Raw genomic sequence first — 15,028 nt, forward strand, 5'->3', positions numbered from 1 at the left:
CATTCTGGAGGCATGGCGCGATCTTCAATCTCCCTCAGGTTCTTCCTGGCCACTCTCATCCTGGCCGCGGCTCCTGTCGCGGGGGGCTGGTGGGCCTGGAAGGGGCAGGGCCCCCTCCGCCAGGAGGCCACGGTCCTGGTGAAGCGGGGGACCAGCATCAATCAGGTGGCCGATCAGCTGGAGCGGGACGGGGTGATCCGGTCGGCGTCGCTCTTCAAGCTCTGGGCCCGGGCGCGGAAGCTCCAGCTCATCCGGGGCGAGTACACCTTCACCCCCCGAGCCAGCCTGTCGGACGTGGCGGGCAAATTGCGGCGAGCCGAGATCCACTACACTGCCGTGTCCATTCCCGAGGGGGCCCATGCCTGGGCCGTGCAGAGGCGCCTGAACGACTTTGTGCCCGAGGAGGTTTTCTGGACCCTCTGGAAGAGCCCCAGGCTGGCCAAGACGGCCGGCTTCGAGGAGGCCGAGAGCCTGGAGGGGCTGGTGGCTCCGGCCACCTACAAGCTGCATCACGCCCTGGAGCCCGAAGAGGTGATGCTCATGCTGGTGGAGGCCTTCCGGAATCAGGTGCGGCCGAAGCTGGAGGGCGGGGTGCTGCCCCCTTACGAAACCTTGATCCTGGCGAGTCTGGTGGAGAAGGAGACAAAGCTGTCGGAGGAACAGCCCAGGGTGGCCGGCGTCTACCTGAAGCGGCTGAAGATCGGCATGCGCCTCCAGTGCGATCCCACGAGCCTCTACGCCCGGTGGGCCTCCGGCGACCTGCGTTTCACCGCGCCCACGCCGCAGGACATCCGCCGCCCCAGCCGTTTCAACACCTACACGGTGAAGGGCCTTCCGCCCACGCCCATCGCCATCCCCAGCGCGACGGCGCTCGCGGCGGCCAGGGCCCCGGAGATCGGGAAGAATCTCTATTTCGTGGCCACGGGCCAGGGCGGCCACAACTTCGCCCCCAACCTGCGTGACCACAACCGGAATGTGGGGGTCTACCGCAAGGAGCTCGCCCGGCAGAAGAAAGCCCTCCGTGGCTAAGGTCCGGCTGGACCAGCTGCTGATGCAGCGCGGCCTGTGCGAGACCCGCGCCAAGGCCCAGGCGCGCATCCTCGCCGGGGAGGTGTTGGTGAATGACCGGCCGGTGACCAAGGCGGGCACCGCCGTGGACGAAGCGGCACCCATTCGTCTGCGGGGCGACGCACTGCCCTTCGTGGGCCGGGGCGGGCTGAAGCTGGCCGGGGCCCTGGACCGCTGGGGCATCGATCCTACCGGTCGCATCTGCTTCGATGCCGGGGCCAGCACCGGCGGTTTCACGGACTGTCTGCTCCAGCGGGGCGCAGCGAAGGTTTACGCAGTGGACGTGGGCACGAACCAGCTCCACTGGAAGCTGCGGAGCGATCCGCGAGTGGTCTCCATGGAGCAGGTGAACCTCCGCACCTGGGATCCCGCCTGCATTCACGAGCGCTGTAGCCTGCTGGTGGCCGACCTGAGCTTCATCTCCCTCCGCCTGGCCATTCCCCCGATCCTGCCCAGCCTCGAAGCCGGAGCCGAGGCGATATTGCTGGTGAAGCCCCAATTCGAGGCTGGCCGCGGGGATGTGGGGCCTGGCGGCATCGTGCGCGACCCCGCCGTCCACCGGCGCGTGCTGGTCGAAACCTGGGCCTTCTTTGCGGGCACGGAATTAAGGCCGCTGGACTTGGCCGAAAGCCCCATCAAGGGCGGCGAAGGCAACACCGAATTCCTGTTGCGGCTGGGACTGGGGGCTTCGAGCGGAAGCCTGGGGCCAGCCCTCACGGCTTTGGGGCTCTGAGGTCCAGCCTGTACACTGGGGGATTACCGGAGCCCGGGTGTTCGACAACATCTCCATCCCCACCATCCTCGTCAGCTACGTGGCCCTCCTCTTCAGCCTGAGCGTGCACGAAGCCAGCCATGCCTCCATGGCCTACTGGCTGGAGGACGACACGGCGGCTCGGCTGGGTCGGATGACGCTGAACCCCATCGCCCACATGGATCTCCTGGGCACCTTTGTGTTCCCCATCCTGGGCATGGCCACGGGTTTCCCCTTCATCGGCTGGGCCAAGCCCGTGCCGGTGGACCCCCGCAAGCTGACCCGCCGGTTCACCCAGCGAGTGGGCTACGCCTTCGTGGCCAGCGCCGGACCCCTCTCGAACCTGATCCAGGCGGTCCTCTTCCTGGGGCTCCTGTTCCTGGTGGTGAAGGCGGTGGCGCCTGTCGCCCAGGATGAGTACCAGCTCTTCCTGTTTTCCATGAAAGCGTGGAAGGTCGAATACCTGCAACGGTTGCAACTGGGTACCGCCGCAACGATCTCGCTGGCCCTCTTGAGCCGCCTGGTGTGGATCAATCTTGGCTTGGCCTTGTTCAACCTCTTGCCGATGGGTCCTCTGGACGGAGCGGGCATCCTGCGGGGTTTCCTGCCCTGGCGCTGGCTGCCGAAGTTCGACCGGGCCCAGCCCTGGATGGGCGGCATCTTGATCGTGCTGGCCCTGACCGGCCTCCTGGGCTACGTCCTGGGGCCCGTGTTCGGGCTGGTGTTCTACGGCATCGAGTCTGTCGCCCGCCTCGTCCTGCATTTCTGATCCACGCGCACTCTCGGAGTTGCCATGCAACGCATCCTTTCCGGCATCCAGCCCTCGGGTTCCCAGCACATCGGCCACCTGGTGGGAGCTCTGGACAACTTCACGCGGCTGCAGGGGCAGGGCGAGGCCTTCTACATGATCGCGGACTGGCACGCGCTCACCTCGAAGTACGAATCCGTCGAGGAGATCTGGCCGGCCACGCTGGAACTCACTGCCACCTATCTGGCCGCGGGTCTGGATCCACAGAAGGCCACGATCTTCGTGCAGAGCCTGGTGAAGGAGCACGCGGAGCTGCACCTGCTGCTGTCCATGGTGACGCCACTGACCTGGCTGGAGCGGGTGCCCACCTACAAGGAGAAGCTGCAGAACGCCGTGGCGGACCTCGGCAGCTACGGCTTCCTGGGCTACCCCCTGCTGATGACCGCAGACATCATCCTCTACAAAGCCCGCAAGGTGCCTGTGGGCGAAGACCAGCTCTTCCACATCGAGCTCGCCCGGGAGGTGCTGCGCCGCTTCAACTTCCTCTACAAGGAGGAGGTCTTCCCCGAGCCCGAGGCCGTGCTCACCAAGACGCCCAAGGTGCCGGGGCTCGATGGCCGGAAGATGTCCAAGAGCTACGGGAACTGCATCTACCTGCGGGACAGCAACGAGGTGATCCTCGAGAAGTGCACGCGCCAGATGACCTCAGACCCCGCCCGGGTCCGCAAGACCGATCCGGGCAACCCGGACATCTGCCCCGTCTTCGACTTCCACAAGCTCTTCAGCGACGACGCCACCGTGCAGATGGTGGACACCGAGTGCCGACGCGCCGGCATCGGCTGCTTCGACTGCAAGAAGCGGGTGGCGGAGGCGATGATCCAGCGCATCGAACCCCTGCGGGAGAAGATCGAGGCCCACCTGGCCCACCCTGAGGCCATCGAGGCGGTGCTGCAGGACGGCAGCGCCCGGGCCCGGGCCGTGGCGGCGGAAACCATGGTGGCTGTCCGCCAGGCCATGAAGATGCCCGCCCTCTAGGAACGGGTGGGGAACCGGCTCTTGCGTTCCCCTCCGGTCCTGGTAGACTTTCTTTTGCTCGTGGTCCCTTAGCTCAGCTGGTTAGAGCATCTGACTCTTAATCAGAGGGTCCCCGGTTCGAGTCCGGGAGGGACCACCAACAGGAGCCCGCAGATCCAAAGTCTGCGGGCTTTTTCGCGTTGTCTCGCCGGTCACATCTCTCCGCGCGCCGCGATGCGCCGGGACGAGGCCAGCTATATTTGTAGGGCCGCCCAGTCTCCGCAGATGGGCCGGGAAACGCAGGAACGACGGGAGGAACACCGTGGATTTGAAACGCATCGTTCTCGACCTCATGCCGGACGTACTTGTCCGCACCTTCGCCGCCCCCTACTGCGCGGGCAAGGGCATCTCCAGTGGCGTGACCAAGGCTGACGAGATCCACACCAAGGGAGGGCTCTTCACCACCCTCGACCTGCTGGGCGAAGAGGTGTTCAAGCGGGAGGATGTGGAGGCCACCGTCCAGGTGTATTTCCGCATGATCGAGGCCGTAAAGGACCGCCCCTTCGTCAGCATCAGCCTCAAGCCCACCCAGCTGGGCATCAACGAGAGCGAGGCCTACTGCCAGGACAATCTCCGCCGCATCGTGGCCGCCGCCGCCACACACGGGATTCACATCACCCTGGACATGGAGGACCGGCACTTCACGGATGTCACCCTGCGGATGTTCAAGGCCATCCGGAATGAGTTCGACAATTTCGGGATCGTGCTGCAGAGCCGCCTCTTCCGCACGGCGGAAGACATCAAGGCCCTCCACCTCAAGCCCTGCAAGGTCCGCATCTGCATCGGGATCTACAAGGAGCCCGCGGACGTGGCGCTGCAGGATAAGCGCGACATGAAGGAGAAGCTGTTCGAGTACGTGCAGCTGCTGCTGGACCACGGCCACTACCCCGAGATTGCCACCCACGATGAGCCCCTGATCCGGCGCTGCATCGACCACCTGGACAAGCACGGGGTGGCGAAGGACGCCTACGAGTTCCAGATGCTGATGGGCGTGCCCCGCACGGAGGTCCAGCAGGAGATCGTGAAGCGCGGCCAGGTCATGCGCCTGTATGTCCCCTTCGCCGAGGACTGGAAGTACGCCGTGCACTACATGAAGCGCCGGCTTGGGGCCAACCCCGCCATGGCTCCCATGGTGATCAAGAACCTTTTCGGGCGTTGACAGATTTAACTGTTTTGGGACGGGCCCGGAGGCGGCTACAGTGCTCCGGTGGGTTCGTCTCCCACCATGACGGAGAATTCCATGAAGAAGATGCTGGCACTGGCTCTGGTGAGCTCTTTCGCTTTGGCGGGCTTCGCGGCCGAGGAGAAGAAACCGGAACCGAAGAAAGGTTGTGGGATGGCCTGCTGCGAGAAGAACAAGGCAGCTACCTGCAAGGATTGCGCTGATTGCTGCAAGAAGAAGGAGACCGCCCCGAAGAAGGGCTGATGGCACGCTGCCAGCTCTGATGGGGCTGGGCCATGAAAACCCCGGAGCCAGGCTCCGGGGTTTTTGCGTTCCGGCCCGGTTCGTGATTGTCTGGATGGGATGAAGATCCGCACCCTGCTCCCTGGCGCCATTCTGTTGGCTTTGACGGCCGGTACCGTGGCCGGCTGGATGTGGACCCGGGAGGTGCCGCAACCCCAGGGCCAGGAGACGCCGGCTCCGCAGCCGAAGCGGGGTCGCCGGGGGGCGCCCGTGCAGCAGCGCCTGGTGGATCAGTCGCCGCTGCTCACCGCGCGGAGCCTGGTGCCCCTGGCCACGACTTTCGAGGAAAAGCAGCTGGCGGTCCAGGCGGAACGCCTGGGCAACCACTCGGTGGACCTCGCCTTCTCCTATGCCCTCCGGACGGCGGCCACCGCCTCGGTACCGAATACACCGGAAATCAAGGAACTATCGGAAGCCAAGGCCAAGGCCCAGGCGGCCGTGGAGGCCGGGGAACAGCAGCTGGCCCGCCTCGGCAGGCAACTGGCGGCTGCCCCGGAAACCAAGAAGGATGCCCTGGAAGACCAGATCGACCTCACCAAGGCCCAGCTGGAACTGGACAAGGATGAGCTGGAGACGGCCTCGAACGACCTGGCGCAGGCTGGCGGGGATCCCCAGGCCAAGATCCGGCGGTTGAAGGAGGCCCACGAGGCCGCCGACCGGGAATCCTCCCAGGTCATGGCGGCGGCCAAGCCCCCCAGCGCCTTCCAGGCCGGCAGCCTGGTCGGGCGGGTGCTGGAATGGCGCATCCAGCGGGACAAGTGCGCCCGGCTGGAGAAGGCGCGAGCCGAGGCCCAGGTCAAGGAGCAGGCCATGGCCAAGCGCCGGGCCGAAGTCGAGGCCCAGGCGAAGAAGGAACAGGAGGACCGCGAGGCGGCCCGCAGCACGGCTTCGACCCTCATGAAGGGCGCCTCGAGCCATGGGTTGGAGCGGGGGGAGGCCAAGGCCGCCGTGTCCTCTCTGAAGCAGTTCGGGGATGTGCAGCGCAGGCTGGCCACCATGGCCAAGCGGATCCAGGATCAGCAGGGTCTGGCGGAAACCTACGGAACGTGGCTGGGTCTGGCCGATGGCTACCGCAACCTCGCCCTGCACAAGCTGCTGACCCAGGGCCTGACCATCCTCGGGGTGGTGCTCGCCACCTACCTGCTGGGTCTGCTTATCGACTGGATGCACCGGCGCCCGGCCGCGGCGGAGCGGTCCTCCGTGGGGGCCTCGAAATCCGTGCTGAAGGTGATCATCCGGGTAGTGGCCGTGCTCGCCATCGGCTTCCTGATCGTGGGCATGCCCGCCCAGGCCACCACGGTCTTCGGTCTCGCCGGCGCCGGCCTCACCGTGGCCCTCAAGGACTTCATCGTGGCCTTCTTCGGCTGGTTCATCCTCATGGGGAAGAACGGCATCCGCCTGGGCGACTGGGTGGAGATCCGCGGCGTCGGCGGCGAGGTGGTCGAAATCGGCCTGCTCCGCACCGTGATCCTGGAGACTGGCAGCTGGGCCGATGCGGGCCACCCCACCGGGCGTCGCGTGGCCTTCGTGAACAACTTCGCCATCGAAGGGCACTTCTTCAATTTCTCCACCTCGGGCAAGTGGATGTGGGATGAGCTGAACGTCGTCGTCCCCGCGGGACAGGATCCCTACCTGGTCATCGATGGCGTGCAGAAGCTCGTGGAGCAGCAGACGGAGGCCAACGCCAAGATCGCCGAAGCGGAATGGCAGCAGACGGCCGCCCGCTACAAGGTGAAGGCCTTCTCGGCCGTCCCGGGCGTCCAGGTGATCCCGGGGGCCAATGGCATGGAAGTCCGGGCCCGCTACCTCACCCGCGCCTTCGAGCGCCATGAGACGCGGCTCCGGCTGAACCAGGCCGTGGTCGAGCTGATGCACGGTCCGCGAGGGGGCGCCCCGGCCTGACCGCCGGCCAGAGCCCCCGGGTGCGTCCGGGCCCCTGTGGTACCCTGGAGGCACCGTAGGCTTGAGGATCCTGCTTTCCGCGACCTCGATCCCCTGTCTCTGGAGCTTCCGCCGCCCACGCATGCCGGGCGACCCATTCTGCGCATCGGATTCCCATGATCTCGTTCTCGAACGTCAGCAAGCAGTACGGCAAGCAGGTCCTGTTCATCGAGGCGGATTTCCAGCTCAATCCCGGCGAGAAGGTTGGCCTGGTGGGCCCGAACGGGGCGGGGAAATCCACCCTGTTCCGCATGATCATGGGCGAGGAATCGCCGGATGAGGGCTCTGTCACCCTGCCGAAGAAGCTCACCCTCGGCTATTTCCGCCAGGAGGTGGACGAGATGGCGGGGCGGCCCGTGCTGGACGAGGCTATCGCCGGGAGCGGCCGCCTCGGCGACCTGCACCACGAGCTGCTGGATCTGGAGCATGCCATGTCCGACCCGGACCGCGGGGACGAGCTGGAGGCCATCCTGGAGCGCTTCGGCCATGTCCAGGAGGAGTACCAGCACCTGGGCGGTTATGAACTGGAGGCCCGGGCCCGGGCCTGCCTGCATGGTCTGGGCTTCGAGGATGAGCAGATCGATGGCGATGTGGGTGCCCTCTCCGGCGGCTGGAAGATGCGTGTGTCCATGGCCAAGGTGCTGCTGGGCAACTTCGACGTCCTGCTCATGGACGAGCCCACCAACCACCTGGACATCGAGTCCATCCTCTGGCTGGAGAATTTCCTCAAGGCCGTCCCCGCGACCCTGCTGATGACCAGCCACGACCGGGACTTCATGAACCGCATCGTCACCAAGGTGCTGGAGATCGATGGCGGCGACATTGTCACCTTTTCGGGCAACTACGATTTCTACGTGAAGGAACGCGAGCAGCGGGAAGCCAACCAGGAAGCCGCCTACGCCCGCCAGCAGGCCAAGCTGGCCAAGGAGCAGCGCTTCATCGAACGGTTCTCCGCCCATGCCGCCAAGGCCGCCCAGGTGCAGAGCCGCGTGAAGGCCCTGGACAAGATCGAGCGCATCGAACCGCCCAGGAAGCGGCGTGTGGTGAAGTGGGACTTCCGCATCCCGGGCCGGTCCGGCGACGACGTGGCCATGCTGGAGGGTGTCTGCAAGGCCTACGGTAGCCGCAGGCTCTACGACCAGTTCGCCTTCCACATCCGCCGCGGCGAACGGTGGTGCGTCATGGGCAAGAACGGCGCCGGCAAGTCCACCCTGCTGAAGATGATCTCCGGCGCCATCCAGCCGGATGCGGGGAACGTGAAGCTGGGTGCCAGTCTCAAGCTCGGCTACTTCTCCCAGCAGGCCCTGGATCTCCTGGACCCGGATCTGACCGTGATCGAGCAGATGCAGCAGGACTTCCCCATGGAGGGCCTGGGCGTGCTGCGCAACCTCCTCGGCGCCTTCCAGTTCTCCGGCGACGACGTGGACAAGCGCATCCGCGCGCTCTCCGGCGGCGAGAAATCACGGCTGGTGATGGCTCGCATGCTCTTCGATCCGCCCAACTTCCTGGTGCTGGATGAGCCCACCAACCACCTGGACCTGGCCACCAAGGAGATGCTCATCGAGGCCCTGAAGGACTTCGAGGGCACCATGCTCTTCGTGTCCCACGACCGCACCTTCCTGCGCGGCCTGGCCAACCGGGTGCTGGAGCTGGGCGGCGAGGAGCACGACGGCCCCCTAGCCTTCGGCGGCTCGTACCTCGAATACGTCGAGCGCATGGGCCGCGAGGCCCCGGGTGTGCACAACTAGGTTGGGCGCAGCGCCGGTGGCGGCTGGCACTCGAGGATGAGCCAGGCCCCGCTACGCGGATGCCTAAGCTCCAACCTCTGAGCATGCAGCAGATAACCTAGGTCACCGGGCACAGCGCAGGTTCCCGGCATCGGGATCCCACCTGGCCCATAGAGTGGGTCGCCCACCAGGGGGTGTCCCGTGTACGCCAGATGGATGCGGATCTGGTGGGGGCGGCCCGTGAAGATCTCCACCTCCAGCAGAGCGGCGTCTTCCCTCCGCTCCAGAACGGAGACCCGGCTCAGGGATGGACGTCCCCCGGGCGTGGCGGCATGGAGCGATCCCAGCGGCCCGTAAGGCACCTCTCCGATGGGTGCCGTGACCTCGAAGGCGTCCAGGGCCGGGCAGCCCTGGCACAAGGTGCGGTAGACCTTGCGGGTCTGCCGTTCCTGGAACACCGCCTGGAGAGGCTTCCGCGCGGCGGCCGTACGGGCGAACAGCACTAGCCCCGAGGTGCCCCGACCCAGGCGGTGCATGGGGCTGGCTTCGGGGGCCCGATGCCGCACCAGGGCAAGGAGGGTGTGCTCCAGGAATTCCCCGCCTCCCGGGAGGGTGGGCAGGCCACTGGGCTTGGCCACGGCCAGCAGATCCTCGTCTTCATACAGCACGGCCGTGGCGAGGGGGACCTCCGGCTCGATCCAGGGCGGGCGGGCCCAGGTGATCCACTGGCCCAGGCGCAGGGGCGCTTCAGGAGCGGCGGAAGCCTCGTCGAGGCGCACCTGGCCCTCCAGGATCCGGGCCCGCCACAAGTCCCGGCTGGCCAGGGGGTGCCGGGCGGCCAAGTGGGCCAGCAGGGTGCACCCGAACCCCTCGACCCCGACCTGTTCCCGGTGGACATAGCCCTGGTTGAATCCCATGCGGTCGCCGCCCCTTCCGGATCCACCGGACACCCATTATCCCCGGAGTTCCCCCGGCTCCGGCCGTCAGGGGAAGCAGAGCGAATATTGACTAAATCAATCCGTTATTTTTCTGGCACCACTCCTCAAGTTCCGGCACTTGAGAACCGAAGGGGTGGACAGGGAGCCCGTTACCGGGCTACATGGTAGATGTTCACACATACTCTCCCCGGGGGGGGGGAGTGGGGGGTCGCAAGGCCCCCCTTTTTCATGTCCAGGGTAGGCTGGAGGCTCCCCAACTCCGGAGTCCGACCCATGCCCATGCCCCCGCCGCCCCAGCGGCTTCCTTCGCTTCCCTACCGGAAGCCCACCGAGGGACGGGACTACTGGATCGTTGACGGGATCCTGCCCGAGGCAGAGGTCGTGGCGGCGAGATTTAGGTCCCTGGAGGAATGGGAGTTGGGGTTTCCGCATACCAAGGAGACCTGGCCCGGCATGCGCGCGCGGAACGCGCTCCAACCTGCAGAACTGGCCCTCATCGAGGCCCGGGTGCGCGAACTGACTGGGGCGAAGCGGCTGTGGTCCGAGACCGCGCCTGATGGCGCCTACCTCAACCACAACGTGGTGCAGGTGGTGGGCGCCAACGAATCCGGCCCCCGCCCCCATACGGACTCCCGGAAGCTCTGCCGCTACGCCGCCGTGATCTACCTCACGCCACGGGCCCCCACGAACGCGGGCACGACCTTCTACCGGCTGCGCTACCCCAACGGGACCCTCAGCGGAAATCTCTGCCCACCACCCCACACCAACCTGCGCGAAGCCCTGGGCGTCACAGGGCTACCCCTCCAGGCCTGGCATCCGGATGTGTCCGTGCCCAATGTCTTCAACCGCCTGCTGCTCTACCGGGCAGACCTGGTGCACTCCGCCACCAGCTACTTCGGCCACGACCTCGCCACCAAGCGCATGACGGCGCTGTTCTTCTGGATGGCGGAGTAGCGGGCGGCAACCCCTGGCCCTTGGGATCAGGCTTCCACTTCACCTTCCAGGTAGAAGACGCAGGCGCCTTCCAGTTCGACGCGATCCCGGACCAGGCGGCAGATGATCTCGCCGCCACGCCGCGAGGCCTGGTAGGCCCGGAACTCAGTCTTGTTGAGACGATTGGCCCAATAGGGCGTCAGTGCGCAATGGGCGCCCCCGGTCACCGGGTCTTCCGGGATGCCCTTGGCGGGGGCGAAGTAGCGGCTCACGAAATCATGGGGGCCGTCCCCTGGCGCCGTCACGATCACGCCGCTGAGGTCCATCCGGGCGATGGCCACGATATCGGGGACTAGGTCACGCACCGCCTGAGCGCTTTCCAGCAGCGCCAAGTAGTTGAAGGCGTCTGCAACGACCTCTACGGGGTCGACTCCCAGCGCTTCGGCCAACCCGGACGGTGTCGGAATCGGCTTGGACAACCGGGCGGGAAGGTTCATGCGGTATCCCGAATCCGTCCGGTCCACCCCGAGAGGGCCACTCGCCGTGTGAAAGACCACCCGCCTGCGCCCGGGTTCCAGCCGCTCCATGACCACCGCCGAGCTGGCCAGCGTGGCGTGGCCGCACAACGGTACCTCGGTGGTGGGTGTGAACCAGCGCAAACGATAATCGCCGCCATCGGGAACCAGGAAGGCCGTCTCAGCCAGGTTGTTCTCGGCCGCCATGGCCTGCATCAACGCGTCAGCCGGGAAGGCTTCCACCGGCATCACTGCGGCGGGATTCCCCTTGAACCGGTGCGTGGTGAAGGCATCCACCTGGTATATCCGTGTACGCATGGGTGACGCCTCCGGATCAGAGTTTGCACTCAACCAGACCAACCTACTTCTTGGCCTTCTGGAGCCGATCGATCAGCTTCTGGTCCACGAAGGCCGTGACCTCGGCCAGCTTCTCTGTGGACCGTGCGAGCAGCTCCGCGCACTGGGCCTGCATGTCGGCCACATAGGCGGCGTCCGTGATGTCCTTGAGGTTGATCACGACGTTCCAGATGCCGCCGCGCACGCCGGCATGGGCCATCTGGGCGCCCACGGCTGCGTCTGTGATGGAGGCCACCTTGCCCAGGCGGGCGGCCTCTCCGGCCAGCTCCAGGGCCTCGAAGCTGGTCTTTGCGGTGTCCATGGGCACGTCGATGGCCACCTTGAGCCCGGCCTGCATGGCCTCGTGCCGGGCGGCCTTCTGCTCGGGCGTGGCGTCCGGCAGGCGGCGGGCGTCCATGAAGGCGTTGAAGGCGTTGGTGTCCGCGTCCACGGCCACCATGAGGCGGTCCTTGAGGCTCTGGGCCTTCTCGGCGAGGGCGATGAGCTTGGCGTCCTTCCCGGCGTCCGCTCCGCCCTGGGCCAGGTTGGCCACCATGCTCGCCAGGGCCGCACCCAGGCTGCCGGCCAGGGCCGCGATGGAGCCGCCTCCGGGCGCCGGGGTGTCGCGACTGACTTCGTCGGTGAAGGCATGGACCGGCATGGAGACCAGGGCCTTCGGATCGTAGGTGGGCAGGCCCAGCACCTTCTTTTCCACCTCGAAGGGGGCCACATCGCCGAGGCCCATGGAGAAGACGGCGGTCTGGAGGATGTCCTGGACGGGCACGCCCGTGGACTTGCCCATGGCCTTCAGGTAGTGGCGGCCGGAGGCCAGCAGGCACTGGAAGGGCACCAGGCCCACGATCTCGCTGCCGGTAACTACCAGACCGCGCTCGGTGGCCAGCGAGCGGGCCTCCTCCAACACCGTGTGGGGGGCGGTCTGCTTGTAGTCGGTGAGGTTGATGCTGATCTGGGCCCGGCGGTAGGTGTCCACGTACCAGCCGATGGCCTTGCAGTGATCGTAGATGCCCCGGCGGCGGACCTTCTGGCCCACAGGGTTGGAGGGATCCACATCGTTCAGGCGCATGAGGGCCGGCAGGTCGTAGCCATGCAACGAGGCGCAGTGGTCCACGGTCTCCTGGAAGGTGGTGCCGGTGAAGTCGCAGTTGCCGCAGGGGAACGATCCTTCGGTGTAGTAGATCAGTTCGCCGGCCTGGTAGTAGGGCTTCACGCGTCCGCGGCGGGCCACGCGGCCCTTTTCGCGCAGCTCGAAGGCGATGTCCGTGGCGTGGGCCTTGTCGGCGCTGTTCAGCGTCACGTTGTAGGCCACCAGGAACTCCCGGGCGCCGATGATGGTGGCGCCAGCACCAGGGTTGTAAGGGGCGGCGAAGTCCGGCGCCCACTGGGGATCCCGCAGCTTCTTCTCCAGGCCTTCGTACTCGCCCCGGCGCACCTCGGCCAGGTTGCGGCGCTCGGGCCGCGAGGCAGCGGCTTCGTAGAGGTAGACGGGGATGGCCAACTCCGCGGCCACGCGAGCACCCAGGCGGCGGGCCAGCTCGGCGCAGTCCTCCATGCTTACGCCTTCCACGGGCACGAAGGGGACCACATCCGTGGCACCCATGCGGGGGTGGGCCCCATGGTGCTGGCGCATGTCGATGACCTTGGCGGCTTCGGCGATGCACGCAAAGGCGCCCGCCAGCACGGCCTCGGGCTCGCCGACGAAAGTGATCACCGTGCGGTTGGTATCCGCGCCTGGATCCACATCCAACACCTGCACCCCGGAAACGGCACTGATGGCATCCACCACCTGCTTGATCTTCGCGGCATCCCGACCTTCCGAGATGTTCGGCACGCACTCCACCAGCCTGCGGGACATGATTCCTCCGGAACGTCCAAGTCTAGCAGTGGCGCGCCTTTGATGCGGGGCGGACCGGTTTATTGACCCGGAGATATATAATCTGGGCAGATTTCCCACAAGGAGGAGCCATGCCTTCGCTCTTGAAGTTCATGGGTGGTGTGGCGGCTGCCTGCCTGCTGGCCGGGGTTGGGTGTGCCTTCACCACCGAGACCATCCACATCGACTACCCGGCGCCCGTCTCGATCGAGAAGATCAAGGGAGCGGAAGCCATCCGGGTCAAGGTCGAAGTCAAGGACCTGCGGCCGAACACGACGCGGGAGGTGGCGAAGAAGATCAATGGCTTCGGGATGGAAACGGCCCCCATCTTCAATGACGAGGATGTCCAGCTGCTGGTGAAGCGTTCAGTCGAGACGGAGCTGCGGGCCAGGGGGTATGACCTCGAAGGCGGCAAGGTACCGCTCCAGATCGAGTTATTGACCTTCATCCACCGCTACAACTCCGGGTTCTTCTCCGGCGACAGCAAGGCGGAAGTGAGCTTCGTGGTGCGCGTCAAGGATGCGCAGGGGAAAGAGCTGTATACCGATACTTTGGTGGATGCCTTCCAGCATGCCGCCGGCGTGTTCGGGGGCGGCAACGTGAAACAGGCCTACGAGCAGGCTCTGCCGGGCGCCATCCGGAAGCTCATGGGCAAGGCGGAATTCCACGCGGCCCTCGCCAAGGCGGCGGAAGGCGCCTGAACTCACGTCAGTCCTTCGCGGTCTCGTTCTTCACGCCGCTCACCACATGGCCGGTCGGCCCCACCTTGGCGGCGGTGTCGCAGTAGCCCGTCTGGTCGTCGAAGAAGAAGTCCGGCTCGAACTCGCGGAGGAAGTCGGCCTTCTCCAGGCCCCCCAGGAACATGGCCTCGTCCACCTGGATGTTCCAGGCCATGAGCGTGCGGATGGCCCGCTCGTGGGCCGGGGCGCTACGGGCCGTGACGAGGGCGGTGCGGATGCGCATGGGGGCGCCCGTGCCCATATCCTGGAGCGGTTGCAGGGCTTGGAGCAGAGGCTTGAAGGGCCCCGGGGGCAGGGGGACCGCGGCCCGTTCGATCTCATGGGCCTGGAAGGCGGCCAGGCCACCCTGGGCGTAGACGCGCTCCGCCTCATCGCTGAACAGGACGGCGTCGCCGTCAAAGGCGATGCGGATCTCGTCCGGGTGGCGGTCCGCGGCCATGGCGCTGTCCGGGTACACCCGCGCCGCGGCGAATCCCGCGTTCAGGGCCGCGCGGACATCCTCTTCCTTGGCGGACAGGAACAGGTTCGCTCCCAGGGACGTGAGGTACGGATAGGGATTCCGGCCCCGGGTGAAGACGCCGCGCTCCAGCTGGAGATCGGATTCCTGCGCGCTGCGGAAGACCCGCAGGCCGCTCACGGGATCGTTGCGGGACAGGATCACCACGGCGACGCGGCCTTCGTCTCCCGAGTTGAAAGCCAGCAGTTTCTTCACCAGCGGATAGGCCACACCCGGCTTGGCGGGGACGTCCAGGCGTGCGAGCTGGAGCTCCATATAGGCCCGGTCGTCCGACTCCTCGAAGACCCGGTTCTCTTCTTCGAAGTCGAACAGGGCGCGGGAGGAGATGGCGACGACGAGCTTGCCTTCCAGGGATTTGGGCATGGGCCCAGGGTACATTGATGT

Annotated in this window: 14 protein-coding genes and 1 tRNA gene; 11 read left to right on the forward strand and 4 right to left on the reverse strand. The window is 66.3% G+C overall.

Going from position 1 to position 15,028, the window contains the following annotated elements:
- The first annotated feature begins 12 nt into the window (after positions 1-12).
- The 9 genes from mltG to NOV65_RS01430 all read left to right on the forward strand — a co-directional run bounded on the left by mltG (position 13) and on the right by NOV65_RS01430 (position 8,795).
- The gene (mltG, locus tag NOV65_RS01390; RefSeq protein WP_257303571.1) at positions 13-1,029 is read left to right on the forward strand and encodes an endolytic transglycosylase MltG; all 1,017 of its coding nucleotides are present in this window, start codon (positions 13-15) and stop codon (positions 1,027-1,029) included.
- Complete coding sequence (locus NOV65_RS01395) at positions 1,022-1,801, forward strand: TlyA family RNA methyltransferase (protein WP_257303574.1); 780 nt, start codon at positions 1,022-1,024, stop codon at positions 1,799-1,801. The genes mltG and NOV65_RS01395 overlap by 8 nt, the downstream gene beginning before the upstream one ends.
- Before the next feature lie 37 nt (positions 1,802-1,838).
- Entirely contained in the window at positions 1,839-2,588 is a 750-nt protein-coding gene (locus NOV65_RS01400) for a site-2 protease family protein (protein WP_257303575.1), read from the forward strand.
- A gap of 24 nt (positions 2,589-2,612) precedes the next feature.
- Complete coding sequence (gene trpS, locus NOV65_RS01405) at positions 2,613-3,602, forward strand: tryptophan--tRNA ligase (RefSeq protein WP_257303577.1); 990 nt, start codon at positions 2,613-2,615, stop codon at positions 3,600-3,602.
- A 62-nt stretch (positions 3,603-3,664) separates the two neighbouring features.
- Positions 3,665-3,741 (forward strand) — tRNA-Lys (locus tag NOV65_RS01410).
- A gap of 162 nt (positions 3,742-3,903) precedes the next feature.
- Positions 3,904-4,800 (forward strand): proline dehydrogenase family protein, encoded by an 897-nt coding sequence (locus NOV65_RS01415; protein WP_257303579.1) that lies wholly within the window; start codon positions 3,904-3,906, stop codon positions 4,798-4,800.
- An 81-nt stretch (positions 4,801-4,881) separates the two neighbouring features.
- On the forward strand, positions 4,882-5,067 hold the full coding sequence (locus tag NOV65_RS01420) for a hypothetical protein (protein WP_257303580.1): 186 nt from the start codon (positions 4,882-4,884) through the stop codon (positions 5,065-5,067).
- Positions 5,068-5,166: 99 nt separating this feature from the next.
- Positions 5,167-7,008, forward strand: a complete 1,842-nt coding sequence (locus NOV65_RS01425; RefSeq protein ID WP_257303582.1) for a mechanosensitive ion channel domain-containing protein — start codon at positions 5,167-5,169, stop codon at positions 7,006-7,008.
- A 155-nt stretch (positions 7,009-7,163) separates the two neighbouring features.
- Entirely contained in the window at positions 7,164-8,795 is a 1,632-nt protein-coding gene (locus NOV65_RS01430) for an ABC-F family ATP-binding cassette domain-containing protein (RefSeq protein ID WP_257303584.1), read from the forward strand.
- Here NOV65_RS01430 and NOV65_RS01435 read toward each other — a convergent pair.
- Positions 8,792-9,691 carry an RluA family pseudouridine synthase gene (locus NOV65_RS01435; RefSeq protein ID WP_257303585.1) on the reverse strand — a complete coding sequence of 300 codons (900 nt, stop codon included), beginning with the start codon at positions 9,689-9,691 and terminating at the stop codon, positions 8,792-8,794. The genes NOV65_RS01430 and NOV65_RS01435 overlap by 4 nt on opposite strands.
- 294 nt (positions 9,692-9,985) lie before the next feature.
- Between NOV65_RS01435 and NOV65_RS01440 the strand changes: the two genes are divergently transcribed.
- Positions 9,986-10,666, forward strand: coding sequence for a hypothetical protein (locus tag NOV65_RS01440; RefSeq protein WP_257303586.1), 681 nt, complete (start codon positions 9,986-9,988; stop codon positions 10,664-10,666).
- A gap of 26 nt (positions 10,667-10,692) precedes the next feature.
- Here NOV65_RS01440 and NOV65_RS01445 read toward each other — a convergent pair whose 3' ends face one another.
- Positions 10,693-11,478, reverse strand: coding sequence for a PhzF family phenazine biosynthesis protein (locus NOV65_RS01445; RefSeq protein WP_257303588.1), 786 nt, complete (start codon positions 11,476-11,478; stop codon positions 10,693-10,695).
- A 43-nt stretch (positions 11,479-11,521) separates the two neighbouring features.
- The gene (ftcD, locus tag NOV65_RS01450; RefSeq protein WP_257303589.1) at positions 11,522-13,369 is read right to left on the reverse strand and encodes a glutamate formimidoyltransferase; all 1,848 of its coding nucleotides are present in this window, start codon (positions 13,367-13,369) and stop codon (positions 11,522-11,524) included.
- 110 nt (positions 13,370-13,479) lie between these two features.
- On the opposite strand from ftcD, the gene NOV65_RS01455 reads away from it, so the two are divergent.
- Positions 13,480-14,088, forward strand: a complete 609-nt coding sequence (locus tag NOV65_RS01455; RefSeq protein ID WP_257303591.1) for a YajG family lipoprotein — start codon at positions 13,480-13,482, stop codon at positions 14,086-14,088.
- A gap of 7 nt (positions 14,089-14,095) precedes the next feature.
- Here NOV65_RS01455 and NOV65_RS01460 read toward each other — a convergent pair whose 3' ends face one another.
- Entirely contained in the window at positions 14,096-15,007 is a 912-nt protein-coding gene (locus NOV65_RS01460; RefSeq protein WP_257303593.1) for a 5'-nucleotidase, read from the reverse strand.
- Between the last annotated feature and the right edge of the window lie 21 nt (positions 15,008-15,028).

The organism is Geothrix campi, assembly GCF_024609265.1.
GTDB classification, from domain to species: Bacteria; Acidobacteriota; Holophagae; order Holophagales; family Holophagaceae; genus Geothrix; species Geothrix campi.